The sequence below is a fragment of the Novacetimonas hansenii genome, from assembly GCF_014843995.1.
Taxonomy (GTDB): Bacteria; Pseudomonadota; Alphaproteobacteria; order Acetobacterales; family Acetobacteraceae; genus Novacetimonas; species Novacetimonas hansenii.
On record NZ_CP062147.1, the window covers coordinates 323,833 to 347,166 of the forward strand.

Sequence of the window (23,334 nt, forward strand, 5' to 3'; positions counted from 1 at the left end):
GAAAAAAGTTTTCGGGTGCGGCCTTTTTCCAAAAATATGACGTCTTTTGACGCGTGTTTCAGAAGGCCACACCGGAAATTTTTTTGAATCTGGAACAGGCCCCTGCCGGATAATGGGGGAATATGGGATTATGGCGCAGAAACCTGAAACGACGACGACCCGCAAGGCCCCGGCCCGCAAGACCACGACGACACGCAGGCGCACCGCCACAAAGGTGGTCAGACCTGATGCGCCATTGGCGGCGGCGGACCTTGATGCGGCCGTCACCCGTGCGCAGGCCGCGTTGGGACAGCGACAGAAGGAAGACGGCCACTGGGTTTTCCCCCTGGAGGCGGACGCCACCATTCCGGCTGAATATGTCTTGCTCGAACATTTCCTTGATCGGATCGACCCGGCGCTGGAAAAGCGGATTGGCATCTATCTGCGTCGTATCCAGGGCGCGCATGGTGGTTGGCCCCTGTATGAAAATGGCAGGTTCGACCTTTCCGCGTCGGTCAAGGCGTATTTTGCCCTCAAGGCCATTGGCGACGACATCAATGCCCCGCACATGATCCGTGCCCGGGCGGCAATCCTGCATCATGGTGGTGCGGAACGCACCAACGTGTTCACTCGCCTGCAGCTTGCGCTGTTTGGGGAGGTGCCATGGCACGCCGCACCCGCCATGCCGGTCGAACTGATGCTGATGCCGCGCAAGGCGCTGTTTTCGGTATGGAACATGTCGTACTGGTCGCGGACGGTCATCGCGCCCCTGCTGGTGCTGGGGGCCGTGCGGCCCTGTGCGCTGAACCCGCGCGGTGTCCATATCCCCGAACTGTTCGTAACCCCGCCCGACAGGGTGCGCGATTGGGTCCGGGGGCCGTACCGTTCCCGTTGGGGGCATGTGTTTCAGTATCTGGACAGGGTACTGCATCCAGCGGAACGTTTTTTCCCGCGTAAAACGCGCCGTCGTGCGATCCGTGCCGCCGTGGACTTCGTTGAAAAACGCCTTAATGGCGTGGATGGGCTGGGCGCGATCTATCCCGCCATGGCCAATACCGTCATGATGTTCCGCGCACTGGGCGTGCCCGATACCGACCCCCGCGCCGCGACAGCGTGGGAAGCGGTGCAGCGCCTGCTGGTCAATCAGGGCAGGGAAACCTATTGCCAGCCCTGCGCGTCCCCCATATGGGACACCGGCCTTGCGGGGCACGCCATGATCGAATCCGCCACCGGTCCTGATGGCATTGCACCACAGGCGACGAAGGAGAAGCTGGCGAAGGCTGCCCAATGGCTGCGTGGACGCCAGATCCTTGACGTCAAGGGTGACTGGGCGATGAACTGCCCGGATGTGAAGCCCGGTGGCTGGGCGTTCCAGTACAACAATGACTACTACCCCGACGTGGACGACACGGCGGTGGTGGGCATGCTGCTGCACCGTGCGGGCGATCCGGCCAATGCCGAAGCGCTGGAGCGCGCACGCCACTGGATCATTGGCATGCAAAGCAGCAATGGCGGTTGGGGGGCGTTTGACATTGATAACGACCTTGATGTGCTCAACCACATTCCTTTCGCCGATCATGGGGCGCTGCTTGACCCGCCGACCGCCGATGTGACGGCACGTTGCATTTCCTTCCTTGCGCAGCTTGGCCATGGTGTGGATCGCCCGTGCATCGAACGCGGTCTTGATTACCTGCGCACGGAGCAGGAGGCGGACGGGTCATGGTTCGGCCGCTGGGGCACCAATTACATCTATGGCACCTGGTCGGTGCTGTGTGCGCTGAACGCGGCGAATGTGGCAAAGGACGACCCGATGGTCGTCCGCGCCACAGACTGGCTGCGGTGCAGGCAACGCGCGGATGGTGGCTGGGGTGAGGGATGTGAATCCTACGAAGGTGGCCCCCATGGTGAATATGGCCAGAGCCTGCCGTCGCAGACCGCATGGGCCGTGCTGGGCATGATGGCTGCGGGCCTGAAGGATGATGCGGCGGTTGCGCGTGGTGTGGCGTATCTGGCCCGGACGCAGGGTACGGATGGCGAGTGGGCCGAAGAGCCGTATAATGCCGTCGGTTTTCCCAAGGTGTTTTACCTGCGGTATCATGGCTACCGACAGTTTTTTCCGCTGATGGCGCTGTCGCGCTATCGCAACCTGCAAAACAGCAATAGTGGCCGCGTGGGGTATGGATTCTGATTATGGATAACAGCATGCAGGCCACGGTTGTGGTGCCCTTCACCCGTCTTGGGATCGTGGTCGGGATGGAGGCGGAGGCCGCCCTGATCCGCCCGTTCTTCCCCGCCGCGCGCTTTGGCATCAGTGGCGCGACGCTTGATGGCGCACGGCGTGCGACCTCCATCCTGCTGACGTCCGGGGTGGATGCGGTTCTGTCGTTCGGGCTGGCCGCGGGTCTGGACCCGGCGCTGTATCCGGGGATTGTCCTGTTGCCACGTCATGTTGTGGTCGATGGGGCGCGTATCCCCACCGATCCGGCCTTTTCCGACTGGCTGGGGCAGGGGCTGCGGACGGTGCAGCGCGGGGATCTGCTACACAGTGATGTGATCGTCTCCGACCGGCAGGAGAAAGCCGAACTGTTTGCGCAGAGCGGGTGCGAAGGGCTGGATATGGAAAGTGGCGTGGTGGCGACGCTGTGTTCCGAGCGCAAGGTTGCGTTCGCGGTCCTGCGTGTCGTGTGCGACCCGGCGGACCGCACCTTGCCCCCCGCCGCCGTGGTGGCGTTGCAGCCGGGCGGGGGGATCGCACTGGGCGCGATCCTGCGCAATGTGCTGGCCCATCCGGGGCAGATCCCGGCCCTGATCGAAGTGGGACGGGATGCGGGTATGGCCCGCAAGGCCGCGCGCGCCATGTTGCGGCGGCGGTTTGACCCGGACTGATATGCTGCCTTCTTTGTCTTTAAAGAGGTGGTTTGAAAATCATAAAGGTTTTTGGTGAAGCTTTTTCCAAAAATCTTCAGAAGACGCCGCCTTTTTGAAAAAAGGCGGCACCCAAAAACTTTTCTGATTTTCTATCAATGATTTGTTTTCAAGAAATCTTTAAGAAGATGACACTCTTTTTGAAGCTTTTCGGGGAAAGCTTCACTAAAAAAACTTATAATATCTCAGGAAGTTATGGGGTCTTTCTTTTTTAAAAACCTCTGAATGGCCGGTTTTCAGAGGGCGATGCCCTTTGGGCGGGTCAAGGGCTGCGCCCTTGCAGAGGGTGTGTCACCACGCATGGGCGACATGTGTGTTCCCATGCAGGTACCGGGCATCAGCCATCTGTGGAATATCCTGCTGTTTTTGCGCTATGTTTCAAAGAATGACAGCAATCCGGCGCTGATGCCGCACGTTCGCGATGCAGCGGCGGCGATGCGGAATTGATTCGCGTCAATGTGTCGCAGGGTCGATAGTCGATAGGATGTCGGTGGGTGTCGGGAAAGGAAAGACGGGCATGACAAAGGCTGTTCTGGCGTTGAATGCAGGGTCGTCCAGCCTGAAATTCGCCCTGTTCCGCATTGACCCGACCGATACCCCCACAAGTCCCAGCCACCGCATCGCCTCGGGCGAGGTGGAGGGCATTGGCACCCATCCGCATTTCCGCGCCAGGGATGCGGACGGCAAGGTCCTGCTTGATGAAAGCTGGGACGCCCAGGAAGCGGGGACGCCTGATGCGCATCATGGCCCCATGGCCACCCTGATGGAGTGGGTGGGCGAACATCTGGGTCATGTCGAACTGATGGGGGTGGGGCACCGTGTTGTCCATGGCGGGCCGGATTTCATCCGCCCGGTGCGCATCACACCCGATGTGCTGGCCGCCCTGACGGCGCTGACGCCGTTTGCCCCCCTGCATCAGCCCGGCAGTCTGGCGCCCGCGCGCGCGCTGATGGCACAGCGGCCCGACCTGCCGCAGGTCGCGTGTTTCGATACGGCCTTTCACCATACCATGCCCCCTGTCGCGCAGGCACAGGCCCTGCCGCGTTCCTATGCCGCCAAGGGCGTGCGGCGGTATGGTTTCCATGGGTTGTCATATGAATATATCGCCAACTGGCTGCGCGCGCGCGCGCCGCATCTGGCGGGTGGTCGCTGTATCGTGGCGCATGTCGGCAGCGGTGCCAGCCTGTGCGCCATGCATGAAGGGCACAGTATCGATACCACGATGGGGTTTTCGGTGCTGGACGGGCTGATGATGGGCACACGCTGCGGTCATCTTGACCCGGGTGTGATCCTTTACATGCTCAGGGAAGAAGGGCTGGACGCAGCAGCGATCGAAAAGGTGCTGTACCACGACTCCGGCCTGCTGGGGGTTTCGGGGGTGTCCAATGACATGCGTGACCTGCATGCGCGCGCCGCCCACGATCCCGCCGTCAGCGCGGCGCTGGAGCTGTTCGTCTATCGCTTTGTGCAGGAAGCGGGCATGATGGCCGCGTCGTTGCAGGGGCTGGACGGACTGGTCTTCACGGCGGGCATTGGGGAAAATGACGCCATCGTGCGTGCTGCGATCTGTGCGCGGCTGCAATGGCTGGGCGTGCGGCTCGATGCTGCCGCGAATATCGCGAACAGCGAAATTATCAGCACATCCGACAGCAAGGTCGAGGTGCGGGTCATTCCGACGGATGAGGAAACGACGATCCGCCGCCATGTGATGATGTGTCTGGCGTAACGGACACGGACAATTTGTTTCGAAGGGGACGCAGATGAGTGAGACAGCATCCACCACGCCATTATCGGCACAGGAACTGGCATTATTCAACAAATGGTGGCACGCGGCCAACTATCTGTCGATCGCGCAGATCTACCTGCTGGCCAATCCGCTCCTGCGCGAGCCGCTGAAGCTTGAGGATACCAAGCCACGCCTGCTGGGGCACTGGGGCACCACGCCGGGGCTGAATTTCCTGTATCTCCACCTCAACCGCATCATTCGTGAACAGGATCGCAGCATCCTGTTCATCGCGGGGCCGGGCCACGGGGCGCCGGGTGTGATTGCCAACACCTATCTTGAAGGCACCTATAGCGAGTATTTCCCCGAAGTGTCGCAGGACGCGGACGGGCTGGCGCGGCTGGTCAAGCAGTTCTCCTTCCCCGGTGGCATCCCCAGCCATGCTGCCCCCACCACGCCGGGTTCCATCAACGAAGGTGGCGAACTGGGATATTCCCTGTCGCATGCCTATGGTGCGGTGTTCGACAACCCCGACCTGATCGCCGCCTGCGTCGTCGGTGATGGCGAGGCGGAAACCGGGCCGCTGGCGACATCGTGGCACAGCAACAAGTTCCTTGACCCCAAGACCGATGGCGCGGTCCTGCCGATCCTGCACCTCAATGGCTACAAGATCGCGAACCCCACCGTTCTGGCGCGTATCTCGCCCGAGGAACTGGTCTCCCTGTTCAAGGGCTATGGCTATGACCCGATCGTGGTCGAAGGTGACGTGCCCGACGTGGTGCATCAGGCCATGGCGAATGCGATGAACACGGCGTTTGCCCGCATCGACGCCATCCAGACGGCCGCCCGCACCGAAGGCAGGACCGAACGGCCCATATGGCCCATGATCATCATGCGCACGCCCAAGGGCTGGACCTGCCCCAAGACGGTGGACGGCCAGCGGGTCGAAGGATACTGGCGCGCCCATCAGGTGCCCTTTACCGACCTTGGCAATCCTGCGCACCTCAAGCTGCTTGATGAATGGCTGCACAGCTACAGGCCAGAGGAACTGTTTGACGAAAACGGCACGCTGATGCCCGAAATTGCGGCGCTTGCGCCCAAGGGCAACCGCCGTATGAGTGCCAACCCCCATGCGAATGGCGGCCTGCTGCGTCGCGACCTGCGCCTGCCGGACGTGGCGCCCTATGCCGTGACGGTGGAAGCGCCAGGCCATGCGCTGGGTGAGGGGACGCGCGTGCTGGGATCGTGGCTGCGTGACGTGATGAAGGAAAACCTGTCATCACGCAATTTCCGCGTGCTGGCACCCGATGAGAACAATTCGAACCGCCTTAACGCTGTGCTTGACGTTACGAACCGCGCATGGAACGCCGAGACGTTCGATTACGATGACCATCTGTCCGTTGATGGCCATGTGATGGAAATCCTTAGCGAGCATACCTGTCAGGGCTGGCTGGAAGGTTACCTGCTGACGGGCCGCCATGGCTTCATGTCGTGCTACGAGGCGTTCATTCACATTGTCGACTCGATGGTCAACCAGCATGCCAAGTGGATCAAGCAGGCTGATGAAGTGGCATGGCGTGCGCCGATCGCCTCGCTTAACTATCTGCTGACATCGCATGTCTGGCGTCAGGACCATAACGGGTTCAGCCATCAGGACCCGGGTTTCATCGACCATGTCCTGAACAAGAAGGCCAAGACCGTCCGCGTGTACCTGCCGCCCGATGCGAACACGCTGCTATGCACGGCCAAGACCTGTCTGGAAAGTCGTGACCGCGTGAACGTTATCGTGGCGGGCAAGCAGCCGGAGCCACAGTGGCTGGATATGAATGCCGCCATTGAACATTGCGCGCAGGGAATTGGCATCTGGGAATGGGCCAGCAATGACAAGGGGGGTGAGCCCGATGTCGTGATCGCCTGCGCCGGTGATGTCCCCACCATCGAGGCACTGGCCGCGACGCAGATCCTGAATGAACATCTGCCGGACCTGAAAATCCGTGTCATCAATGTGGTGAACCTGCTGACGTTGCAGACCCCGCAGGAACATCCCGACGGTCTGGACGATGCAGTGTTCGACAGCCTGTTCACCGTGGACAAGCCGGTGATCTTCGCCTTCCATGGCTATCCCGCGCTGATTCACAAGCTGATCTACAAGCGGACCAACTGCCGCAACTTCCACGTTCATGGCTATCGTGAGGAAGGTTCGACCACGACACCGTTCGACATGACGGTGCGCAACAATCTGGACCGGTTCCATCTGGTGCAGAACGTGATCCGCCGCGTGCCCGCCCTTGCGGTCAAGGCGGCCTATGCCAACCAGTTGATCAATGACAAGCTGAACGAGCATAAGCGTTATGTCGCGCAATACGGGCAGGACCTGCCGGAAGTGCGGAACTGGCGCTGGTCATAAGGTTTGTCGGCGCTGACCCGGATCATCTGATCCGGCTGTGATCTTCTGGTACCGGCAGTGAGCATGGCTTGCTGCCGGTATTTTTTTCGGGCGGTATTTTCCTGTCATGACCAATTTTGAAAACAGGAAATATTTTCAAAGTTCTTATGGAAATATTTCCTGAAATCTTCTTGTGGTTATGACATGAACGTCTTTTTTCATTGTTTCTGCAAACAAGAAGACACGTCCTGCATAATATAAAAATACCCGTTTCCAGTTATTTTCATGCAACTGGAAACGGGCATCATAATCAGTTCGTGACCCATGTAATCCCGTGTGGATTACTGCTGGAACAGGTGCGCAAGGAAGTTCTGTTTCTCCAGCGAGATCGGCAGCGTGGTGTTGGTCAGTGCCACACCCTGCCAGCCTGCGCCGATGGCGGTATACAGGTTGATCGCATCCTGCAACCGTTCCAGCCGTGCCATGGCTTCGGCATTTTGCGCGTTCAGGGTGGTGCGTTCCGTAGTCAGGACTTCGAGGAAGCCGACCAGTCCCGCGCCATACAGCTTGCGCGCGCGCTCACTTGCCAGTGTACTGTCTTCGGCGGCCTTGGCCAGCAGTTCGGTATGTTCCTCATCATCATGCCAGGCGGCCATTGCGTCTTCGACTTCCTTAAAGCCCTTGAGGACGGTCTGGCGGTAATTCAGGCGGCTTGCTTCGGCCGCGGCCTGTGTCGCGCGCACCTGCGAAGTCAGCTTGCCCCCATGCATCAGCGGCAGCGAAGCCATCATCAGGAACTGCCAGCTCATGGTCGCAGCTTCTGTCATCTGCGACATGACCGAGGCATTCGGGTTGAAGCTGATGGGGATGCTGAAATTGGGATAAAGCTGTGACACGGCCATGCCGATCCGTGCCGTGGCCTCCGCATACTGGCGTTCGGCCGTGCGGATGTCCGGGCGGTTGGCCAGGACGATGGATGGCAGGGTGGCCGGGAATTCTGGCACCTTGGGCAGGGGCCTGGCCACCTTCAGTTCGATTTCGGAAGTCCCGGGCATCTGCCCCATCAGAACATCAAGCGCATGCGTGATCTGGGAGATATGGGTCTTGAGCGGTTCGCGCGCGGCGGTCTGGGAATCCAGCTCTGCCTTGGCCTGCGCGATCTGCATGGTGTTGCCCACCCCTTCGAGGTAGAGGCGGTTGGTCAGGTCATAGGCATCCTGGGCCACACGGATGTTATTGTTCGCAATTTCCAGCCGCAATTGCTGGTCGCGCAGCATCATGTAATCGCTGGCCACTTCGGACAGGATCATGACCATCAGGGCGCGACGTTCCTCAATCGTGGCTTCGACGGCGTATTTCTGCGCCTCCACACTGCGGCGGATACGCCCGAAAACGTCAAGTTGCCAACTGCCTGCCATGCCATAGGTCAGGTAATTCGCATCCGGGTGGTTGGCCGGGTTGCCTGGACGTATCGGCCAGTTCTCGATGTTGATCGAATACCGGACATTACCACCACCCGCATCGGCATCCATCTGTGGATACCATTGCGACGCCTGCACATCGCGGATCGCGCGTTCCGCAAGGATGTGCTGCCCCGCCGCCTGCAGGTCATAATTCCCTGTGATCGCCTTATCGACCAGCTTGTCCAGCTCGGGGTCCTTGAACAGGTGCCACCACTGTTTCAGCTCCCGGTCGGTGTCCTCGATCTCTTCCTTGGTGGCGGGATGGTCATCCTCGGTGAAGCGGGCGGGCAGCTTCATGCGGTCGGGCTGGTAACGCGGTCCGACCGTGCAACCGGCCAGCACCAGGGCGGCGCTCAGGAACAGGCCGGTCTTGCGGGTGATCGTGGTGATATTCATTGTTGTGCCTGGCGCCTTACAGGTGGTCTTGCAACCACGTCGTCAGATGGCCGCGTTGGGTACGGGACTGCGGGCCGACGCTGATGGTCGCCGTCATGCCTGCGGCAAGGGTGATGCTGTCGGGAACATGGTCCAGATGGATGCGCACCGGGATACGCTGTGCCAGACGGACCCAGGTGAAGATCGGGCTGACGTCCTGCAGGCCCAGGCCATCGGGCTTGCCGTTCTGGTCATTGATGCCACGTGCGATACTGACGACATGGCCAGGCAGGATGTCCTTGTATCCCATCAGCTTGACGCGTGCTTCGTCCCCGACATGGACGCCCCACATCTTCGTTTCCTCGAAATACCCGTTGACCCAGTAGGAGTCGGAGTCAATCACCGCAAGGCGGGCATGCCCGGCCGTGACGTAATCGCCCACCCGCAGGTTCAGGTTGGTGATGTTGCCATTGACCGGCGAATACAGGATGGAGCGCTGGAGGTTCAGCTTGGCCAGATCAAGGGCCGCACGGGCCGCATCCACCGACGCGATCTGCGTCGCCACGTTGGAGTTGAAAACCTCCTGTTCTTCGGCAGAGACGATACCGCCAAGGCCCATGCGGCGCCGGGCGTCATTCTGCTTGAGCTTCAGGTCTTCGAGCGCACCGTCAAGGCGGGCCTGCGCCTCGCGGATGGCCAGGTGGAAGCGGACCGGGTCAAGCACGAACAGCGGGTCGCCCTTGTGGACATACTGGTTGTCCACCACCGGTAGCTGGACCACCGTGCCGGAAACTTCGGGGGCAACATCGACCACATAGACGCGCACACGTCCGTCACGTGTCCACGGGGCAATCATGTAGGTGTCCCATAAGGTGACGCCCATGACGATGGCCATCGCCACGACCGCCAGGGTCAGTACCACACGGATCAGGGTGCGCAAGAGAGGCATGGTGGATTCTCGAACCTTTTCGGCGACAGTCAGATGTACAGGATCATCAGGCAGAGGACGCAAGTGTAGAGCGCGACCTCGAACAGGGCGAGATGCCAGAACCATTTCATGATGCCGCTCCACCATAAAAGGGAGCGCAGCAGCATGGTCACAGGCAGCGCCGCAATGGCATAGACGACAATCGGTGCCATGAAGACACCGAAGAGATTGAATTCGGTCAGCATCAGGCGGTTCTCATTCCGAACGGGCCAGTCGTGGACAATACGGGAAGGGTCAGGCGGTTATTGGCGCCGGGCATATCCGCCGCCATCTGTAGCGGACCATGGCGATGGAAGAAACCGGGGATTGCCCCAATCAGCAGCGATGCCTGTTCCAGGCAGGCGGCGATACGGCGTGTGGGCGTATGTGCCGGCATCCCCCGGCGTTCAAGGTGGGACAGAAGCGTCAGCGCGGTTGCGCGCAACGTCTGGACCGTAAGCGCCGGGTCGGAACGCAGGTAACGGAACGCGCCAAGCGCCTGCGTCACGCGTTCGCGGTCTTCTGCGTGAATTGCAGGGGACGTGACAAGGGTGCGCAACCGGACCAGCACCCGGCCCAGCGATACGGCCATGAACGCCGCATCCGTCAGTTCATAGACCCGCCCCGGTGACGATACGAGGGAGAAGCGTTGTATGATGCGCAGTATTTTTTGCATCTGCAGGTTTTCCCACACCGGCCATTCGACATGCTGGCCCAGTGGCTGGCGGGCCAGATGTTCGGTCGCGCGTGCGATGGAGGCCACCAGCCGCCCCGAGTCGAGGCGGTGGTTGGCGGGCAGGATGACGCGGAACACCAGTGCGATGGACACCACGCCCAGCGCGAAGGCCATCCATGTATTCATCAGCGACAGGTCGTCATAGGTGATGGGGTTGCGCACCTGTACCATGGCGTTGAAGAACACCGCATAGCCGAATCCGCGCATGGCGTGGCGTGGATGGAACTGCAACCATATCCCCGGCAGCAGGCACAGTGACAGCGACAGCCACAGCAGCGGGTAGCCGTCGATGCGCGGCAACAAAAAGGTCTGGCAGATGAAGGCGGCGGGAATGGCCGCGAATGTGCCGCTTGCGAACATGACGCTGGCACGTGACGCCAGCGGGCTTGTCGCCAGCAGGCATGATGCCGGGATCAGGTAGGTCAGCATGTTCGCCCCGTGTGTCCAGCGGCAGATATACCAGAACATGCAACCCAGCAGGGTGACGAACGCGCCGCGCGTACCGTTGCGCAGGGCGGCGGGCCAGTCGAAATACAGTTTCAGGCCGATGGCGCGGACATGTTCCTGTGGTCCCATGAAATCATCAAGCGCCGCACAGAGCTGCGCCAGTACGTCGCGTTCATTGTCGATGAAGGCGATGGTCGGCAGGTCCTGCGTCTGTTCGCCGAGTTCGTCGAGTTCTGTCATCGCCGCGCGGATGCGCCGACGGATGGGGCGCATGTTGTCGCGCGCTTCCAGATGCAGGTCCTCTGGCGGCAGGGTCGCGAAATGCCGCATGATCTCCTGGCGGATATGCCGCGCCGTCCGCGCCTGCCGGGTCATCGGCGGTTCATCCTGCCAGATGGGATGATGCGCGCTCAGCAACCCCAAAAGACGCGCCACCCCCCCACGCAGGCCACGCGCGCGCAGGCTGACGCTGTAATTGTCGGCTGCGGCGTATTCGATGGCCTCCACCAGGGCGTTGGCCTGCGACAGCAGGCGCGCACGCTGGTCATATGATGTGATCGACATGGCGCGGAAGGACAGGGGCTGTCCCGCGTCATCGGGCATGGAGGTTGCGTCATTCCATGACGGATCGCTTGGCTGCGCGAAATGGGAGGTGATGTTGCGCAACACCTGGTCGATCTGGCGTATGACCTTTTCAGGATGGCTGATATTTGTCAGCAGGAAGACGAATGCGGTACTCAGGATGCCCACCGTCACCGCCGACAGGCGTGACATCGCGGCCATGAAGATATGGTCCGGTTCGCTGAAGGCGGAAACGGAAATCAGGATGATGGTATAACCCGTCAGCACTGCTGCATACGCCTTGTAAAAGCGCAGCAGGGTGGACACGCAGCATGCCAGCCCGATGATGAACGACAGCCCCATGAAATACAGCACGGGCGATTGTGGAAAAAGCGCCATCAGCGCGATGGCGGAGGTCGCGCCGATGATCGTGCCGAAAATACGCCACACGCTTTTCGACACCATTGCGCCCACGACGGGATTGGCGACGATCAACACCGTCGTGACCGAAGACATCGGTGTCTGGAGTTGCAGGTCGAAGGCCAGGAACAGTGCAAGCCCCACCGCCAGCAACGTACGGATGCTGTAGGCAATCGTGGGGCGCACCGTTTTCCAGTCGGGGAAAACAAAGGTTCCCAGCCGGAGCAGGGGCCGCGACAGCGCGCCGTGGGGGGGGATCAGCCTCATGAACGGACGGAGGCCCCGGTCGCCATGCGATCCGTGTACAGGTTGGCCTCAATCCGGTCGAAGACGGAATAGCACGCCGTCAGTTCGGAATCCGAAATGCCCGACAGCAGGCGATGCGAGACGGCGTCCACCGCGTCACGCACCTGACGTTCGATCCGCTCCCCCTCCTGCGTCAGGCGTACCAGCTTGGAGCGGCGATCTTCCTCGTCGCGGGAACGGAAGACGAGTCCGCGGCGTTCAAGCACATCAAGAAGGCGGGCGACCGATGGGGCCTCGATCTCAAGGGCGCGGGCAAGGTCGGTCTGCCGTACCGGCGGCATCAGAAGGCCCAGATACAGGACAGGCCGCCAGGTGGCTTCGGTCAGGCCGTAATCGCGCAGGTCATGGTCCACCTGTCGCCGCCATGCCGTGCCAAGGCGCGCCAGCCTGCGTCTGAAGGACCGTTCTCGTTCAAGGCGCTCGGTATCGGCCATTGCATCCTGCCAGCCGGGTTGGAAAAAATCATGAGCATGCAAACTATTTGCCTGCTTACGATTGCGTGCAGTCGCACGTTTCCAGAAAAAGTGTCCGGGAGCCAATGCAATTTCGTCATGGATACCATCTGACAATGATGTGCATCAATCATGATGGTATGCATGACGGCGGGGGCGGCGGCCCCCGATGGTCACATCAGGAGCGGGGGCGGCGTCCTGTCACGGTCTGGAACAGGTTCCAGATTGCGCGCCCGGTGTGACGTGTCACCGGCCCGGCGACGGTGCCCACCACGGCGGACAGCGCCACCGTCTGACGCAGTTCATTAAGGGCATGTTCGCGGGCGAAGCGGACACGGATTTCTTCGGCCGTCATATAGGACCGCCGTCCCATGAAGGCGAACATGCACGCGGCGATGATATCCACCGCAAAGACCGCGCATGACGCGCCAAGAACGCTGAGGCCAAGGGTCTGGTAACAGAAAGCCCACAGCAGGCCATGGCCCGTTATGGTCGCGAAACCACCAAAAACGGCCGCGACAACCAGAAAGGCAGCCTGGCGGCCAAGGCGGATGGCCATCAATTTGCGTAGGGTGAGTTCCCCATCAATGATGGTCTTGCCGATTTCGCCTATTCTCATTGCTGTCGCGTGTCCTCTGGTTTCGTCAGGCTACCAAGCCTTATTTCGTGGCGCGGCCAAGAAAGTAGCCGATTGCCGAGAAAATGGCGATAGCCAGAAAGGAACGTCCGCGCGAGCGGGTCTTGGTCGGGGCTTCGGCCAGTTCACGCGCGTTGGTGGCCAGGTGTTCCGCCTTTTCGACGGCGGTGTGCAGGGCCTGCTTGCCATGCGTCTGCAGCAGGTTTTCGACGTGGGACTTCAGTGCCTGAAGGTCTTCGTGCGTGACGTGCTTGATGTCTGTCTTTGTCATTTTCTTGTCCTTGCAAAGGGGCGGGTCCGATGATCCTCTGGTAAGGAGGAAGGAAACACTTATAACCCTTTCTTTGGATAGTCAGGTTTCTGTTATCGCATGCCACCTTTCTCCTCACGACTGGTTGTCCGCAATCTGGTCACAACTGCCGATACCGCCCCGTTTTCCTTTGGTGTCGGGGCGGGGGAATGCCTTGCCCTGCTGGGAAACCGCGGTGCGGACCTGTCGGCGGTGGCCGACGCACTGGTGGGGCAGCGGCCATTGCTTGACGGTAACGTCATGGTGGGGGGGATCGATGTGTCGGGTCGCCCACCGCTCACGCGGATGTGTGGCCTGTGGGGGGCGCGCGATCCGCTGTTCGCGCACCTGACGGTTTTCCACAACCTGCTGTTTCCGCTGCGTGTCCGTGGTATTGCCCGGGCGGAGGCGGCGGACCGTGCGCGTCAGGCCATGGCTTTGCTGGGGCTGGAGGGGCTGGGCCATGTGCGGCCTGCCGCGCTGGATGCGGAACAGGTCCTGCGCGCCGGACTGGCGCGGGTCATGGTCTGCGCGCCGCCGGTCATCGTGCTGGATGATCCCTTCGCCCCGCTGCCGGCGGACCGGCGGGGGATGATGCGCAATTTCCTTGGCCGCCTGATCCGTGCGCGTGACCTGTGTGTGGTGATGGCCACCTGTGATCGTGATGATGCGCTGGTGGTGGGGGACCGTATTGCGTTCTTTGACGGTGCAGAACATTTGCAGACCGGGGCGGCGGCGGACCTGTTCGACCGTCCGGCATGCGACCGCGTGGCCACCGGTTTTGCCGGGGCGAATGCCCTGACCGGGCGCGTGTCCTATATCGAGGAGGATGTCGCCGTCATCCGCCTGCCCGACGGGTTGACGGTGCAGGCCATGGCGGCGCCCGGCCTGGCGGAAGACAGCCTTTGCACCGTATGCGTGCGTCCTGACCGCATTGCGACCCTGTTTCCCGCGCGACCGGGGGCGATGGGCAGCCTTGCTACCGATGATGGCGAATCCGCGATGCTGCCCGCGGTCCTGGTGGACATGCGTCACATGGGCACATACATCCGCATGCGCATGAGGCTGTCGAATGGCGATGAGCTGCTGGTGCGCCGTCCCCCGTTGCAGATCGTGTGCGGGGTGGAACCCGGTCGTCCGGCGTTGCTGGCGTGGCAGGCGGGGCAGGCGATTGCCTTTCCGTTCCGTCATGAAATGCGCTAGCGTCCGATGTTCCGTATCCCTGTGGCCGCACCGGCGGTCATGCCGTCTTGTGAAGGTCTTTCCCGCTGTTTTCCCTGTTGTCCTTTCCGTTGAGCAGTGCGTGCCTTTTGCCCCGCCTGTCGCCGCGTCGCGTGTCGTGTCTTTTCATCATCATGGCGCTGGCGGGGAACATCGTGTGTGCGTCTGAAGTGCGGGCCGCCCGTCTGGTGTCCACCGTCCATCACCACCGCCTTGCCGTCCTGAGCGTCGCGACACAGGACGATACATTGGGCAGGGTGCAGGACCGTGCCTATTTCCAGCCTTTTGCAAGGAAGGCGGGGATACGTGTCGTGCGTCGGACATGGGATGGGCAGGCGACGACGCTGGCGGCGCATGCCGCGACAGAATCCACGCCCGCCACATGGGCGGTCGTCTTTGGCGAAGACAGTGCAATTCGTACATCGTGCATACAGGGCACCCTGGTGCGCCTGGCGGGCAGTGCGGACAATCCCGACGGATGTGGTGTCGCCGCGCTGCATCCGGCCATCGTCCTGGCATGGGATCGCGGGTGGCGTCCTGCATCCCCACGTTGGGCCGATTTCTGGGATGTGGTGCGCTTTCCCGGCAAACGGGGGCTGCGACGTGACCCGCGCTCGACGCTGGAAATCGCATTGATGGCCGATGGCGTGCCACCGCATGACGTATATGACGTGCTGTCCACCGGGCCGGGCATCGACCGGGCATTTCGTAAGCTGACGCAGTTGCGCCCGTATATTACATGGTGGTCCACGCCAGAGGAATCAGCCCGCATCATTGAAAATGGCAGTGTGCTGATGGGCAGTGTCTTCAGCAATGAAATCGCCCGCCTGCCCGCGCGTCGTCATGATATCGGCGTGCAGTGGGCGCAGAGCCTGGGCGAATGTCTGTCATGGGCGCTGGTGCAGGGGGTATCCCCCGCCATGGCGGGACAGGCGCGCGATCTGCTGCATTATATAGTGCAGCCTGAACAGCAGGATCGTTTTGCCGCCCTTTATCCCATGGGGCAGGTTGCCGCCGGGTCGCCGGCGGGCGAACCCTCGGTCGACCTGCCCATGGATCTGGAGTTCTGGGGTGCGCACCTGCCGGACCTGTCACAGCGTTTTGCCGACTGGCTGCGTGGACCCGCGTGATGCCACGTGTCTTTTGTTCGCGGTGGTGGCGGTATGATGTTGCTTCCTGATATGGCGGAATGCGCCATGACGGCGTTCATCATGGCGGTGGTGGTCATGGGGGCATGCATGTTCATGCGGCGTCGCATGCCATGGGGACCTGCCGTGGTGCAGGTGTTGCTGCTGCTGGTGCTGGTGCCGGGGATGGCCGGTGTGTTGTGGCTGCCGCATTGGGGCGGGGCGGGGAATGTGGCCCTGTGGCCGGTATTGCAGGGCGTGTTTGTGTGCCCTCTTGTGACGGTGCTGCCGTTGCGAGCGCTGATGCGCGTGCCTGCGAGCGTGTCGCGCACGGCATGGGGGCTGGGGGCGGGGCCATGGATGCGTGCGCGTCTGTTGTGGTTGCCGTTGCTTGGGCCGTCACTGGTGCTGTCTGCCTGCGCGGGACTGGGGATGGGGGTGTTGGCCGCCATGGTGGATATGGGGGCGACCCTCGGGACATGACGGGACGGGGACAGGAGGCAATGGGCATGGATAGCCGTAATGACGGAGGGGACCGTCCGTTCTGGATGACGGTTCCGCTGTCACGTATGACGCGCCAGCAATGGGAATCGCTGTGTGACGGGTGTGGCCGGTGCTGCCTGCACAAACTGCGTGATGATGAGACGGAGGAGATCGTCTTTACCGATGTTGCCTGTCGTCTGCTGGATACCACGACGTGCCTGTGTAAGGATTATCCGCATCGACAGCGCAAGGTTCAGGATTGTATCAGCCTGACGCCGGACATGCTGAAGGATATCGACTGGCTTCCTCCCACCTGTGGATACCGTCTGATACAGGAGGGACGGCCCCTGCCATGGTGGCATCCGCTGGTTTCGGGACGGGCCGATACGGTGCATGAGGCCGGGGTTTCGGTCAGCGGGCGTGTCATTAGCGAACGTCGTGCCGGTGCGTTGGAGGATCATGTCGTTGAATGGCCGGGTGAATGTCCCCCCGGTGCCGACGGCACGCAGGCCCCGGACATTCCGTCGCGCGAATGATGTCCGATGGCCCCGAAACCGTGGCCATCGCCAGCAGGCAGGTCACGGTATGCTGGCGTCGTTCGGCGCGGGCGCGGCGCATTTCCATGCGGATTGATGCACGCAGCGGTCATGTCATCCTGACCCTGCCGCCACGCGCCCGGCGTGATGATGCACTGGCGTTGTTGCGGTCACATTCGGCGTGGGTGGTGGCCAATCTTGCCCGCATACCGCAGGCCCCGCGATGGCATGATGGGGGGCAGGTGCTGATTGATGGACGGCCCCATGCCATTCGCCATTGTCCGCAGGCCCGGCGTGGCGTGTGGATAGAGGGCGAGGTGATACATGTCAGTGGGGAAGCCGCGTTTCTGGTAAGACGCCTGCTGGCTTTCCTGCGGGAGGAGGCGCGGACCCGCCTTGGGGCGGGGCTGGACGCGCTGTCACGGCAGGCGGGATTGCGCCCCACGCGGCTGACGGTGCGCGATACACGCAGCCGGTGGGGCAGTTGTACTGCCGATGGGGCAATCATGCTGTGCTGGCGTCTGATCATGGCCCCACCAGAGGTGCAGCATTACGTGATGGCCCATGAACTGGCGCATTTGCGGCACATGAACCATGGGCCGGATTTCTGGATGCTGGTGGATTGCCTGACCCCGCATCGGCGTATGGCCGAGCTATGGCTACGCCGCGAAGGGGCCACCCTGTTGCGCGATATGCAGGAATGACCCGGAGGGGCAGAGGGATATTTTTTGTGTGAAAATATCCTTAAACCGCGACGGGTTGAGTTGTCGTGGATGGTGTGTGTGCTAGAAGATGCGCTTAATGCGAGCTTGGCGGAATGGTAGACGCACGAGACTTAAAATCTTGCGCCCGTTAACAGGGCGTGCGGGTTCGAGTCCCGCAGCTCGCACCACAGGTGCCCTGTGTGATGAAGGGTGGTTCGGCAACACCGGGGTAAAGACGGTTTTGCCCTGATGGGTTCCTGCGCCGTGGCCGCAGTCCTGGCGACTGGTATAAGGCCAGCAGGCAGGGAGGCTTTATCGCATGCAGGTTCGTTCCGTGCTGGCTGGGCCGCATGCGTCCAGATACTGTTTGAAAGTAGCCTGTTGATAAAAAAATAGAAAAGTTTTTGGGGTATCTTTCCCTAAAAGGCGATATTCTTGTCAGACTGTTGCAACGAACTTCACCTAAAACTTTTCTATTTTTAATATATTATTGATCCTGTCTTTTAAATACAGTCTCCTGGAACGGGGATACGTGCCAATGGCGGTATCAATGCCATCCCCCGGAGGACAAAAAATCAAACGGAAGCTTCCAAAATAGCAGTTTCTGATGCGTTCTGGTGCCTTGAAACGTTTTGTGCCGGAGATCCCTCATGTTAGTGCCGACACGAAAAAAGCATTTCAGCGGACAGGTTCCACGTACTCCATGCGGGGACTGGACGATCACAGAACCGGCTGTGCAGGTTGCCTGTTCACGATACAGCCTCGTGGCATCAGAGCATATTTTCCGGATAGCCATATGGATGGCAGCTTACTCAGCGATGGGGCTGGGTGAAATCTGTAACCGACGGAAGAAGGACCTCCAGATCACGCCTCCGCGTTCCAGATACATGGGATCTGGTCTGAAAGACGCCCTGGGCCGCGTGCTTGGTCTGGAGTCATCAAGGCAGGCGGGCCAGATGGTTGCGCTGGAACAGGTGTTCTTGTGGTTCAAGGCCCGTGTCAGCCTGCCTGTGGGGATCATGGTGCGTGCATTGCGAAATACGGTGTCCGTCCAGTGCAGAAATATGGATGTTCATCTTCGACAAATTGTAACGGGCATTTTTGATATTTTTGGAATATTTATGCATATCCTTCTTTAAATGATAAATGCGCATCATGTATAATTTCACGCCTGATTCCGTGTTGTCCCGACAAAAAGAAATTACGCATGTTACACCTGTTTGAAGATGCCCTGAATTCAGTAGAAAGTATGCAGAATTCTGAAAATATAAATCAATTGAATGCGGAATTTCGGAGTATATTGACGAAACTGAAACATTTTGTTCATACAGCCGGGCTGGTGCATAAAACCCGTGTTACGGAATGCTATCTGATTGACAGTACGTATCCTGATGACTGGATGCAACATTATATTGACAATTGTTATCAAAATATAGATCCCGTAATCGCAACAGCCAGGCATGAATTCCTGCCCTATGGCTGGGGATCTGTAGGTGTCCGTAATAAAAGCCAAAAAAATATGATGCAAGAATTTCAGGATATCGGCTTTAGAAGCGGATATGCAGTTCCCCTGCCGGTATCCCCTTCTATGCTGTTATTAGTCGGAATGGCATCTAATGATAAAGAAATCAATTTTCGTGACCGAACGATACTGCAAATCGCGATTAACCAATATCACGCCTGCTACATGCAAATTACCAATGGTGGGACATCTAAAGAAGACTGTTCCCTTTCAGACAGGGAACGTGAATGCCTGCTGTGGGTCGCGCAAGGAAAAAATACTCTGGAAATCAGTTCCATCCTTAATATCAGTGACAATACGGTCAAATATCATCTGAAAAATATCATGCAGAAATTGGGGGCCCATAATCGCATTCAGGCTGTTGTTCAGGCAATCAACCTGGGCCTGATTCATCCCTGATGCATATGTAACATCATGTAATATGTGCGCCACCTGTTCAGGTAGGAGGATCTTAAAGACTGACTTTACTACGATAAAGGCTTGGTTCAACTGTAATGGCCTTTATGTGCATGCTCGTCCCTACTGTGCATTTCATGTCTGGATTACCGCGCTCAGGCTCAACATTGCTTGCGGCATTGCTTCGACAGAATCCTACGATCATCAAAGCAGGGCATATTTCTCCTGTTGCTCCCATGATGTTAAAATTAAGTTCCGTTATGGTGGAGGGGGAGTATCAAACCGAATTTGACAGGGACACAAGGCATCGTCTCCTGCGGGGGATATTGTTCAATTATTATGGCGGGGATTCATGCCTGAATGCCAATAATCTGTCAGTGATTATTGATAATAGCCGTCTGTGGTGTACCAGGCTTGGTTTGATCAATGCTATTTTCCCAGAAGCAAAGATTATTTGCTGTGTCAGGGACCCTGTCTGGATTATTGATTCATTTGAACGTGTGATGCAGCAAAACCCTCTTTTAAGTTCAAAAATCGTCCCGATCGAACACAGGGGGAATTTGCACAGCCGCGTGGATTCCCTGCTTTCAGCCAATGGGGCATTCGGGTTTTGTTGGCGTGCCTTTACCGAAGCATTTTACAGCGATTTTGCTCATAACCTCATTGTCGTAGATTACGATGTCCTGGTTCATGAACCTGCCAGGACATTGAGTATTCTGGGCGATGTATTAAACCTTCCTGCATGCAACTATGATTTCGAAAATGTATATTTCGAAGAACCTGTCAAATTTGATGAAAGTCTGAATTCCCCCGGCCTGCATACAGTCAGGGCGCGCGTTGAAGTTCCGCGTCGGCGCCCAGTCCTTCCGCCGGATATTGTTTCAAAACTTGCTGGGAATCGTTTTTGGTGTGACCAGAGGAAAGAAGCTGGAAGGGCGGTAGTCATTGCCTAATGATTTTAAAAACACAGAACCGCGCATATTGGGATTGTAATGTTTTTTGATGGAAATTTTTCAAAAACATTCAATTTATTTTATGAATTCCTGATATTATCCCTTTATATATAGCATTTCCATACGTTTTATCGCCTGAAGACGGTTCTCGATGGAAAGGGATCTATAGAGCTTTATAATATTTTCTTCATCTTTTGTAAGTTCGATCGGTATTGTTTCGTTATTCTGTCCATTTAGGAAAACTTCTTCGCTGATACCAAATATTTCCGCAATGCGGGGTACATGTTCGCTGATATGGCTGGAACGTCCTGTTTCCCAGAAACAGACGGCGGCACGCGACATACCCAACATTTCGGCAAATGCTTTCTGGCTTAATCCCGCAGCCTTGCGCAATAACTGAATACGTTGCCCGATTTCGCGTGAAGGTGAAAAACCGTGCAGATCGGTTGCGCTCAGCCCATCATTGGAAATGGCCTGACTTTGCTGGATCCATTTGCGGAAACCCATGATGGTTGTTTCCTGCAAGGTCAGAAAGGCACGTCGTTTTCCTTTCCTGCGAAAGACGACATGGTTTTTTTCAACACTGCCAATGACACGCACTTCGCTGCGTGGGGGGGCACCGGTCCAGGTCTGTCCGGGTTTTAGGGTAAATGAAGGCTTCATGATCGTGTGAATCGCCCCCTGTGGCAGAACACAGGGGGCGTCCTGTTCAGGCTGTCAGGCGCGTATCATTTTGGGGAATATTGTCTTTTTCGACATTATAAGGCCCACCCGCAATGATTTCGAGGCACAATAGCCCCATCAATGTGGGATGCCGGTGCCCAAGTGGCAGCGTGGCCTGCCCATCTGTCCAGCGGCAAGGCTCCTTGCAGGGCATATATCCCCCATCATGCCATCCCGCCGGTGCGTCGGGTGCGAGGTGGGACGTAACGGGACGGGCGATATTGCCTTCAAACAGTTTGATGCTCCTGACCAATACACCCAGATGGCGGCGGTCATCCACATAAGGACCAACCATATCTGACGGGCGGCCCGTGCGTGACATGATCCGTACTTCCTCGATCCCAGGTGGGATCATGAAAAAAGCATGGCCATTGGCCTCGCGCATTGTGCGCAGGACGGCCCCTGTTTTTGTAACCAGGTGCAGGTCGGCGTTGGTTTCCACGATCGGCGGTTCGGACCTGGGTGCATGACCAGAGGCAATGGCCCGTTCCCCGATCCGGTGGAACAGGGGTTCGACGAAATCACGGTTGACCGCCAATGGTGCTGCGGCATCATCGGCCCAATTTCGTGGTGACGACCCGATGCGCACGACATTGCCAGCCTGATGGAAATTGCGGCGGTTTCCGGTATCAAGATAACTTTCGCTCAGCATACCGTCGGCCATGATGACGGAATGTTGTGCGGTTTCGATATGATAATAGTCATAGGATGTGATCGACTTGTCATAAAAAATGGATCGACCGTTCACCAGCATGCGGACGGGCACAAATTTCCCGTCAAAGAACAGGCAGTGTTCCGCCGTGATCAGCATATCCTTGTACGGTACGCCATCGGCGATCGCATCCTTGACGATACGCACGGGATATCCGGCTTCATCATCTGGCAGGTGGGGCCGCACCACGGCTTTGTGGTGTCCTGCCCAGACGATGTTCCGGGTTGTGCCAGCAGGGACGGAACAGTCAAAAATGTTGATGGCGTCACCAACCTGAAGGGCCTCGACCGCGATGTCCCCCGTCGGGGTCTGGATCATGGTGCCCGAAAGGAAACAGACAATCACTGTGCCTGTATCACCGCTTTCTGCAACGGCATTGACATAGTTGGAGGCCGTCGGGTCCGTGTTCTGGTACTCACCCGTCAGCGTTACACTGTCATTATTTGAAAATGTTATGTCAGTTGTTCCCAGCAGGGAATTATAACTGACACTGCTGATGGTCGCGGGGGAACCGTTGGATTCGATAATAATCGAATCCCCCGTTCCAAAATTTTTGATTGATGCCCCCGACAGCAGGGCCAGCCCGGTGCTGGAGCCAGCCAGGTTGAGCACGCCACCACCGGACTCGAAATTGATTGTCGCACCAGACAGGGCCGATATGACGGCCGAACCGTTGAATGTTCCACCGTTGCTCAGATTGATGGTCACGCCTGTGGCTGCATTCAGCAGGCCACCACCCAGCGAGATCGTCCCCCCGTCCGCATTGAGGATCGTTTCGGTTCCGATGGCGACGGAACCGGCGGAAACGGTGACGGAAGTATTTTTTTCCGCAGTGATCGTATAGGTGCTGAGTGCTGTGACCGGAAGGTCCAGCAGCCCCGTAATGTTGATGGTGGCATCGACCTCTGCACCGGTGGAGGAAGATACCGTGGCATCGGCGCTTCCCAGAATACCAAGTACCGCAATTGGCATAAGGTCATATGTTCCACTGCTGGTAACACTGTTTCCCGTTCCGAATAGTTGGGTCATTTCATCATTCCTGAGCGTATCGAATGGAACTCGTGACCAGGATAATGCTCCTGAAATGTTATCATTATGTGAATCGCATGGCACGAGGCAGGGACAGCCCGCCCGACGCTCTCCGCTGTTCTGGCGTAAGAGAGTGTTTGAAAACAGATCATTGATAAAAAAGGAAAAGTTTTTGGGTGCCGCCTTTTTTCAAAAAAGGCGGTGTCTTCTGAAGCTTTTCAGAAAAAGCTTCAGAAAAAACTTTATAATTTCAGTATGTTAT

The 23,334-nt window shown here is 58.6% G+C and carries 22 protein-coding genes and 1 tRNA gene; 14 read left to right on the top strand and 9 right to left on the bottom strand.

The genetic code is table 11. The features are described 5' to 3' along the window. The first annotated feature begins 130 nt into the window (after nucleotides 1-130). From shc to IFJ82_RS01400, 5 genes are all read left to right on the top strand, one after another. Nucleotides 131-2,167, top strand: coding sequence for a squalene--hopene cyclase (gene shc / locus IFJ82_RS01385; RefSeq protein WP_080545483.1), 2,037 nt, complete (start codon nucleotides 131-133; stop codon nucleotides 2,165-2,167). 2 nt (nucleotides 2,168-2,169) lie between these two features. Further along, a complete protein-coding gene (locus IFJ82_RS01390; protein WP_081254529.1) occupies nucleotides 2,170-2,865 on the top strand; it encodes a phosphorylase family protein in 696 nt (231 codons plus the stop codon). A 360-nt stretch (nucleotides 2,866-3,225) separates the two neighbouring features. Further along, a complete protein-coding gene (locus tag IFJ82_RS15855; RefSeq protein WP_275403446.1) occupies nucleotides 3,226-3,351 on the top strand; it encodes a hypothetical protein in 126 nt (41 codons plus the stop codon). A 70-nt stretch (nucleotides 3,352-3,421) separates the two neighbouring features. Then, a complete protein-coding gene (locus IFJ82_RS01395) occupies nucleotides 3,422-4,630 on the top strand; it encodes an acetate/propionate family kinase (RefSeq protein WP_192265346.1) in 1,209 nt (402 codons plus the stop codon). A 34-nt stretch (nucleotides 4,631-4,664) separates the two neighbouring features. Beyond that, entirely contained in the window at nucleotides 4,665-7,034 is a 2,370-nt protein-coding gene (locus tag IFJ82_RS01400; protein ID WP_192265348.1) for a phosphoketolase family protein, read from the top strand. A gap of 320 nt (nucleotides 7,035-7,354) precedes the next feature. Here the strand turns inward: IFJ82_RS01400 and IFJ82_RS01405 are convergent, their stop codons facing one another. The 7 genes from IFJ82_RS01405 to IFJ82_RS01435 form a co-directional block, all read right to left on the bottom strand. Further along, nucleotides 7,355-8,872: an efflux transporter outer membrane subunit gene (locus IFJ82_RS01405; RefSeq protein WP_003616582.1), complete on the bottom strand. Its 1,518-nt coding sequence runs from the start codon at nucleotides 8,870-8,872 to the stop codon at nucleotides 7,355-7,357. Nucleotides 8,873-8,888: 16 nt separating this feature from the next. Further along, nucleotides 8,889-9,800 carry a biotin/lipoyl-binding protein gene (locus tag IFJ82_RS01410; protein ID WP_003616579.1) on the bottom strand — a complete coding sequence of 304 codons (912 nt, stop codon included), beginning with the start codon at nucleotides 9,798-9,800 and terminating at the stop codon, nucleotides 8,889-8,891. A 29-nt stretch (nucleotides 9,801-9,829) separates the two neighbouring features. After that, a complete protein-coding gene (locus IFJ82_RS01415) occupies nucleotides 9,830-10,024 on the bottom strand; it encodes a DUF1656 domain-containing protein (RefSeq protein WP_003616576.1) in 195 nt (64 codons plus the stop codon). Then, nucleotides 10,024-12,249 (bottom strand): FUSC family protein, encoded by a 2,226-nt coding sequence (locus tag IFJ82_RS01420; RefSeq protein ID WP_003616574.1) that lies wholly within the window; start codon nucleotides 12,247-12,249, stop codon nucleotides 10,024-10,026. Before IFJ82_RS01420 ends, IFJ82_RS01415 begins: the two co-directional genes overlap by 1 nt. Then, nucleotides 12,246-12,722 carry a MarR family winged helix-turn-helix transcriptional regulator gene (locus tag IFJ82_RS01425; protein ID WP_003616572.1) on the bottom strand — a complete coding sequence of 159 codons (477 nt, stop codon included), beginning with the start codon at nucleotides 12,720-12,722 and terminating at the stop codon, nucleotides 12,246-12,248. The genes IFJ82_RS01420 and IFJ82_RS01425 overlap by 4 nt, the downstream gene beginning before the upstream one ends. A 196-nt stretch (nucleotides 12,723-12,918) precedes the next feature. Continuing rightward, entirely contained in the window at nucleotides 12,919-13,359 is a 441-nt protein-coding gene (locus IFJ82_RS01430) for a hypothetical protein (RefSeq protein ID WP_003616570.1), read from the bottom strand. Between the two features lie 40 nt (nucleotides 13,360-13,399). Further along, nucleotides 13,400-13,648 (bottom strand): hypothetical protein, encoded by a 249-nt coding sequence (locus IFJ82_RS01435; protein WP_003616569.1) that lies wholly within the window; start codon nucleotides 13,646-13,648, stop codon nucleotides 13,400-13,402. 99 nt (nucleotides 13,649-13,747) lie between these two features. Between IFJ82_RS01435 and IFJ82_RS01440 the strand changes: the two genes are divergently transcribed. From IFJ82_RS01440 to IFJ82_RS01480, 9 genes are all read left to right on the top strand, one after another. Next, nucleotides 13,748-14,869, top strand: coding sequence for an ABC transporter ATP-binding protein (locus IFJ82_RS01440; RefSeq protein WP_003616567.1), 1,122 nt, complete (start codon nucleotides 13,748-13,750; stop codon nucleotides 14,867-14,869). Between the two features lie 107 nt (nucleotides 14,870-14,976). Continuing rightward, nucleotides 14,977-16,017, top strand: a complete 1,041-nt coding sequence (locus IFJ82_RS01445) for an extracellular solute-binding protein (protein WP_062809692.1) — start codon at nucleotides 14,977-14,979, stop codon at nucleotides 16,015-16,017. A 6-nt stretch (nucleotides 16,018-16,023) separates the two neighbouring features. Further along, nucleotides 16,024-16,497 (top strand): hypothetical protein, encoded by a 474-nt coding sequence (locus IFJ82_RS01450; RefSeq protein ID WP_143455940.1) that lies wholly within the window; start codon nucleotides 16,024-16,026, stop codon nucleotides 16,495-16,497. A gap of 20 nt (nucleotides 16,498-16,517) precedes the next feature. Further along, on the top strand, nucleotides 16,518-17,033 hold the full coding sequence (locus tag IFJ82_RS01455) for a YcgN family cysteine cluster protein (protein WP_003616561.1): 516 nt from the start codon (nucleotides 16,518-16,520) through the stop codon (nucleotides 17,031-17,033). After that, on the top strand, nucleotides 17,033-17,737 hold the full coding sequence (locus tag IFJ82_RS01460; protein ID WP_075624936.1) for a M48 family metallopeptidase: 705 nt from the start codon (nucleotides 17,033-17,035) through the stop codon (nucleotides 17,735-17,737). Before IFJ82_RS01455 ends, IFJ82_RS01460 begins: the two co-directional genes overlap by 1 nt. Nucleotides 17,738-17,836: 99 nt before the next feature. Beyond that, nucleotides 17,837-17,925: transfer RNA gene (locus IFJ82_RS01465), tRNA-Leu, on the top strand. A 612-nt stretch (nucleotides 17,926-18,537) separates the two neighbouring features. After that, nucleotides 18,538-18,876, top strand: a complete 339-nt coding sequence (locus IFJ82_RS01470; RefSeq protein WP_192265349.1) for a hypothetical protein — start codon at nucleotides 18,538-18,540, stop codon at nucleotides 18,874-18,876. A gap of 68 nt (nucleotides 18,877-18,944) precedes the next feature. Continuing rightward, a complete protein-coding gene (locus IFJ82_RS01475) occupies nucleotides 18,945-19,658 on the top strand; it encodes a helix-turn-helix transcriptional regulator (RefSeq protein WP_075595501.1) in 714 nt (237 codons plus the stop codon). Nucleotides 19,659-19,792: 134 nt separating this feature from the next. Beyond that, nucleotides 19,793-20,608 (top strand): sulfotransferase, encoded by an 816-nt coding sequence (locus tag IFJ82_RS01480; RefSeq protein WP_225578728.1) that lies wholly within the window; start codon nucleotides 19,793-19,795, stop codon nucleotides 20,606-20,608. Between the two features lie 96 nt (nucleotides 20,609-20,704). On the opposite strand, the gene IFJ82_RS01485 is transcribed toward IFJ82_RS01480, so the two are convergent. Both IFJ82_RS01485 and IFJ82_RS01490 read right to left on the bottom strand, forming a co-directional pair. After that, nucleotides 20,705-21,271, bottom strand: a complete 567-nt coding sequence (locus IFJ82_RS01485; protein ID WP_192265353.1) for a helix-turn-helix domain-containing protein — start codon at nucleotides 21,269-21,271, stop codon at nucleotides 20,705-20,707. 46 nt (nucleotides 21,272-21,317) lie between these two features. Beyond that, nucleotides 21,318-23,072 (bottom strand): Hint domain-containing protein, encoded by a 1,755-nt coding sequence (locus IFJ82_RS01490; protein ID WP_062809672.1) that lies wholly within the window; start codon nucleotides 23,070-23,072, stop codon nucleotides 21,318-21,320. Between the last annotated feature and the right edge of the window lie 262 nt (nucleotides 23,073-23,334).

Bases quoted from the DNA above. Each gene is read 5' to 3' on its own strand.
- IFJ82_RS01410 (WP_003616579.1), bottom strand. From the start codon at position 9,800: ATGCCTCTCTTGCGCACCCTGATCCGTGTGGTACTGACCCTGGCGGTC.
- IFJ82_RS01455 (WP_003616561.1), top strand. From the start codon at position 16,518: ATGGGCATGGATAGCCGTAATGACGGAGGGGACCGTCCGTTCTGGATG.
- IFJ82_RS01390 (WP_081254529.1), top strand. From the start codon at position 2,170: ATGGATAACAGCATGCAGGCCACGGTTGTGGTGCCCTTCACCCGTCTT.
- IFJ82_RS01440 (WP_003616567.1), top strand. From the start codon at position 13,748: ATGCCACCTTTCTCCTCACGACTGGTTGTCCGCAATCTGGTCACAACT.
- IFJ82_RS01470 (WP_192265349.1), top strand. From the start codon at position 18,538: ATGGCAGCTTACTCAGCGATGGGGCTGGGTGAAATCTGTAACCGACGG.
- IFJ82_RS01485 (WP_192265353.1), bottom strand. From the start codon at position 21,271: ATGAAGCCTTCATTTACCCTAAAACCCGGACAGACCTGGACCGGTGCC.
- IFJ82_RS01430 (WP_003616570.1), bottom strand. From the start codon at position 13,359: ATGAGAATAGGCGAAATCGGCAAGACCATCATTGATGGGGAACTCACC.
- IFJ82_RS01435 (WP_003616569.1), bottom strand. From the start codon at position 13,648: ATGACAAAGACAGACATCAAGCACGTCACGCACGAAGACCTTCAGGCA.
- shc (WP_080545483.1), top strand. From the start codon at position 131: ATGGCGCAGAAACCTGAAACGACGACGACCCGCAAGGCCCCGGCCCGC.
- IFJ82_RS01395 (WP_192265346.1), top strand. From the start codon at position 3,422: ATGACAAAGGCTGTTCTGGCGTTGAATGCAGGGTCGTCCAGCCTGAAA.
- IFJ82_RS01400 (WP_192265348.1), top strand. From the start codon at position 4,665: ATGAGTGAGACAGCATCCACCACGCCATTATCGGCACAGGAACTGGCA.
- IFJ82_RS01405 (WP_003616582.1), bottom strand. From the start codon at position 8,872: ATGAATATCACCACGATCACCCGCAAGACCGGCCTGTTCCTGAGCGCC.
- IFJ82_RS01460 (WP_075624936.1), top strand. From the start codon at position 17,033: ATGTCCGATGGCCCCGAAACCGTGGCCATCGCCAGCAGGCAGGTCACG.
- IFJ82_RS01425 (WP_003616572.1), bottom strand. From the start codon at position 12,722: ATGGCCGATACCGAGCGCCTTGAACGAGAACGGTCCTTCAGACGCAGG.
- IFJ82_RS01420 (WP_003616574.1), bottom strand. From the start codon at position 12,249: ATGAGGCTGATCCCCCCCCACGGCGCGCTGTCGCGGCCCCTGCTCCGG.
- IFJ82_RS01475 (WP_075595501.1), top strand. From the start codon at position 18,945: ATGTTACACCTGTTTGAAGATGCCCTGAATTCAGTAGAAAGTATGCAG.
- IFJ82_RS01415 (WP_003616576.1), bottom strand. From the start codon at position 10,024: ATGCTGACCGAATTCAATCTCTTCGGTGTCTTCATGGCACCGATTGTC.
- IFJ82_RS15855 (WP_275403446.1), top strand. From the start codon at position 3,226: ATGCAGGTACCGGGCATCAGCCATCTGTGGAATATCCTGCTGTTTTTG.
- IFJ82_RS01480 (WP_225578728.1), top strand. From the start codon at position 19,793: ATGTCTGGATTACCGCGCTCAGGCTCAACATTGCTTGCGGCATTGCTT.
- IFJ82_RS01490 (WP_062809672.1), bottom strand. From the start codon at position 23,072: ATGACCCAACTATTCGGAACGGGAAACAGTGTTACCAGCAGTGGAACA.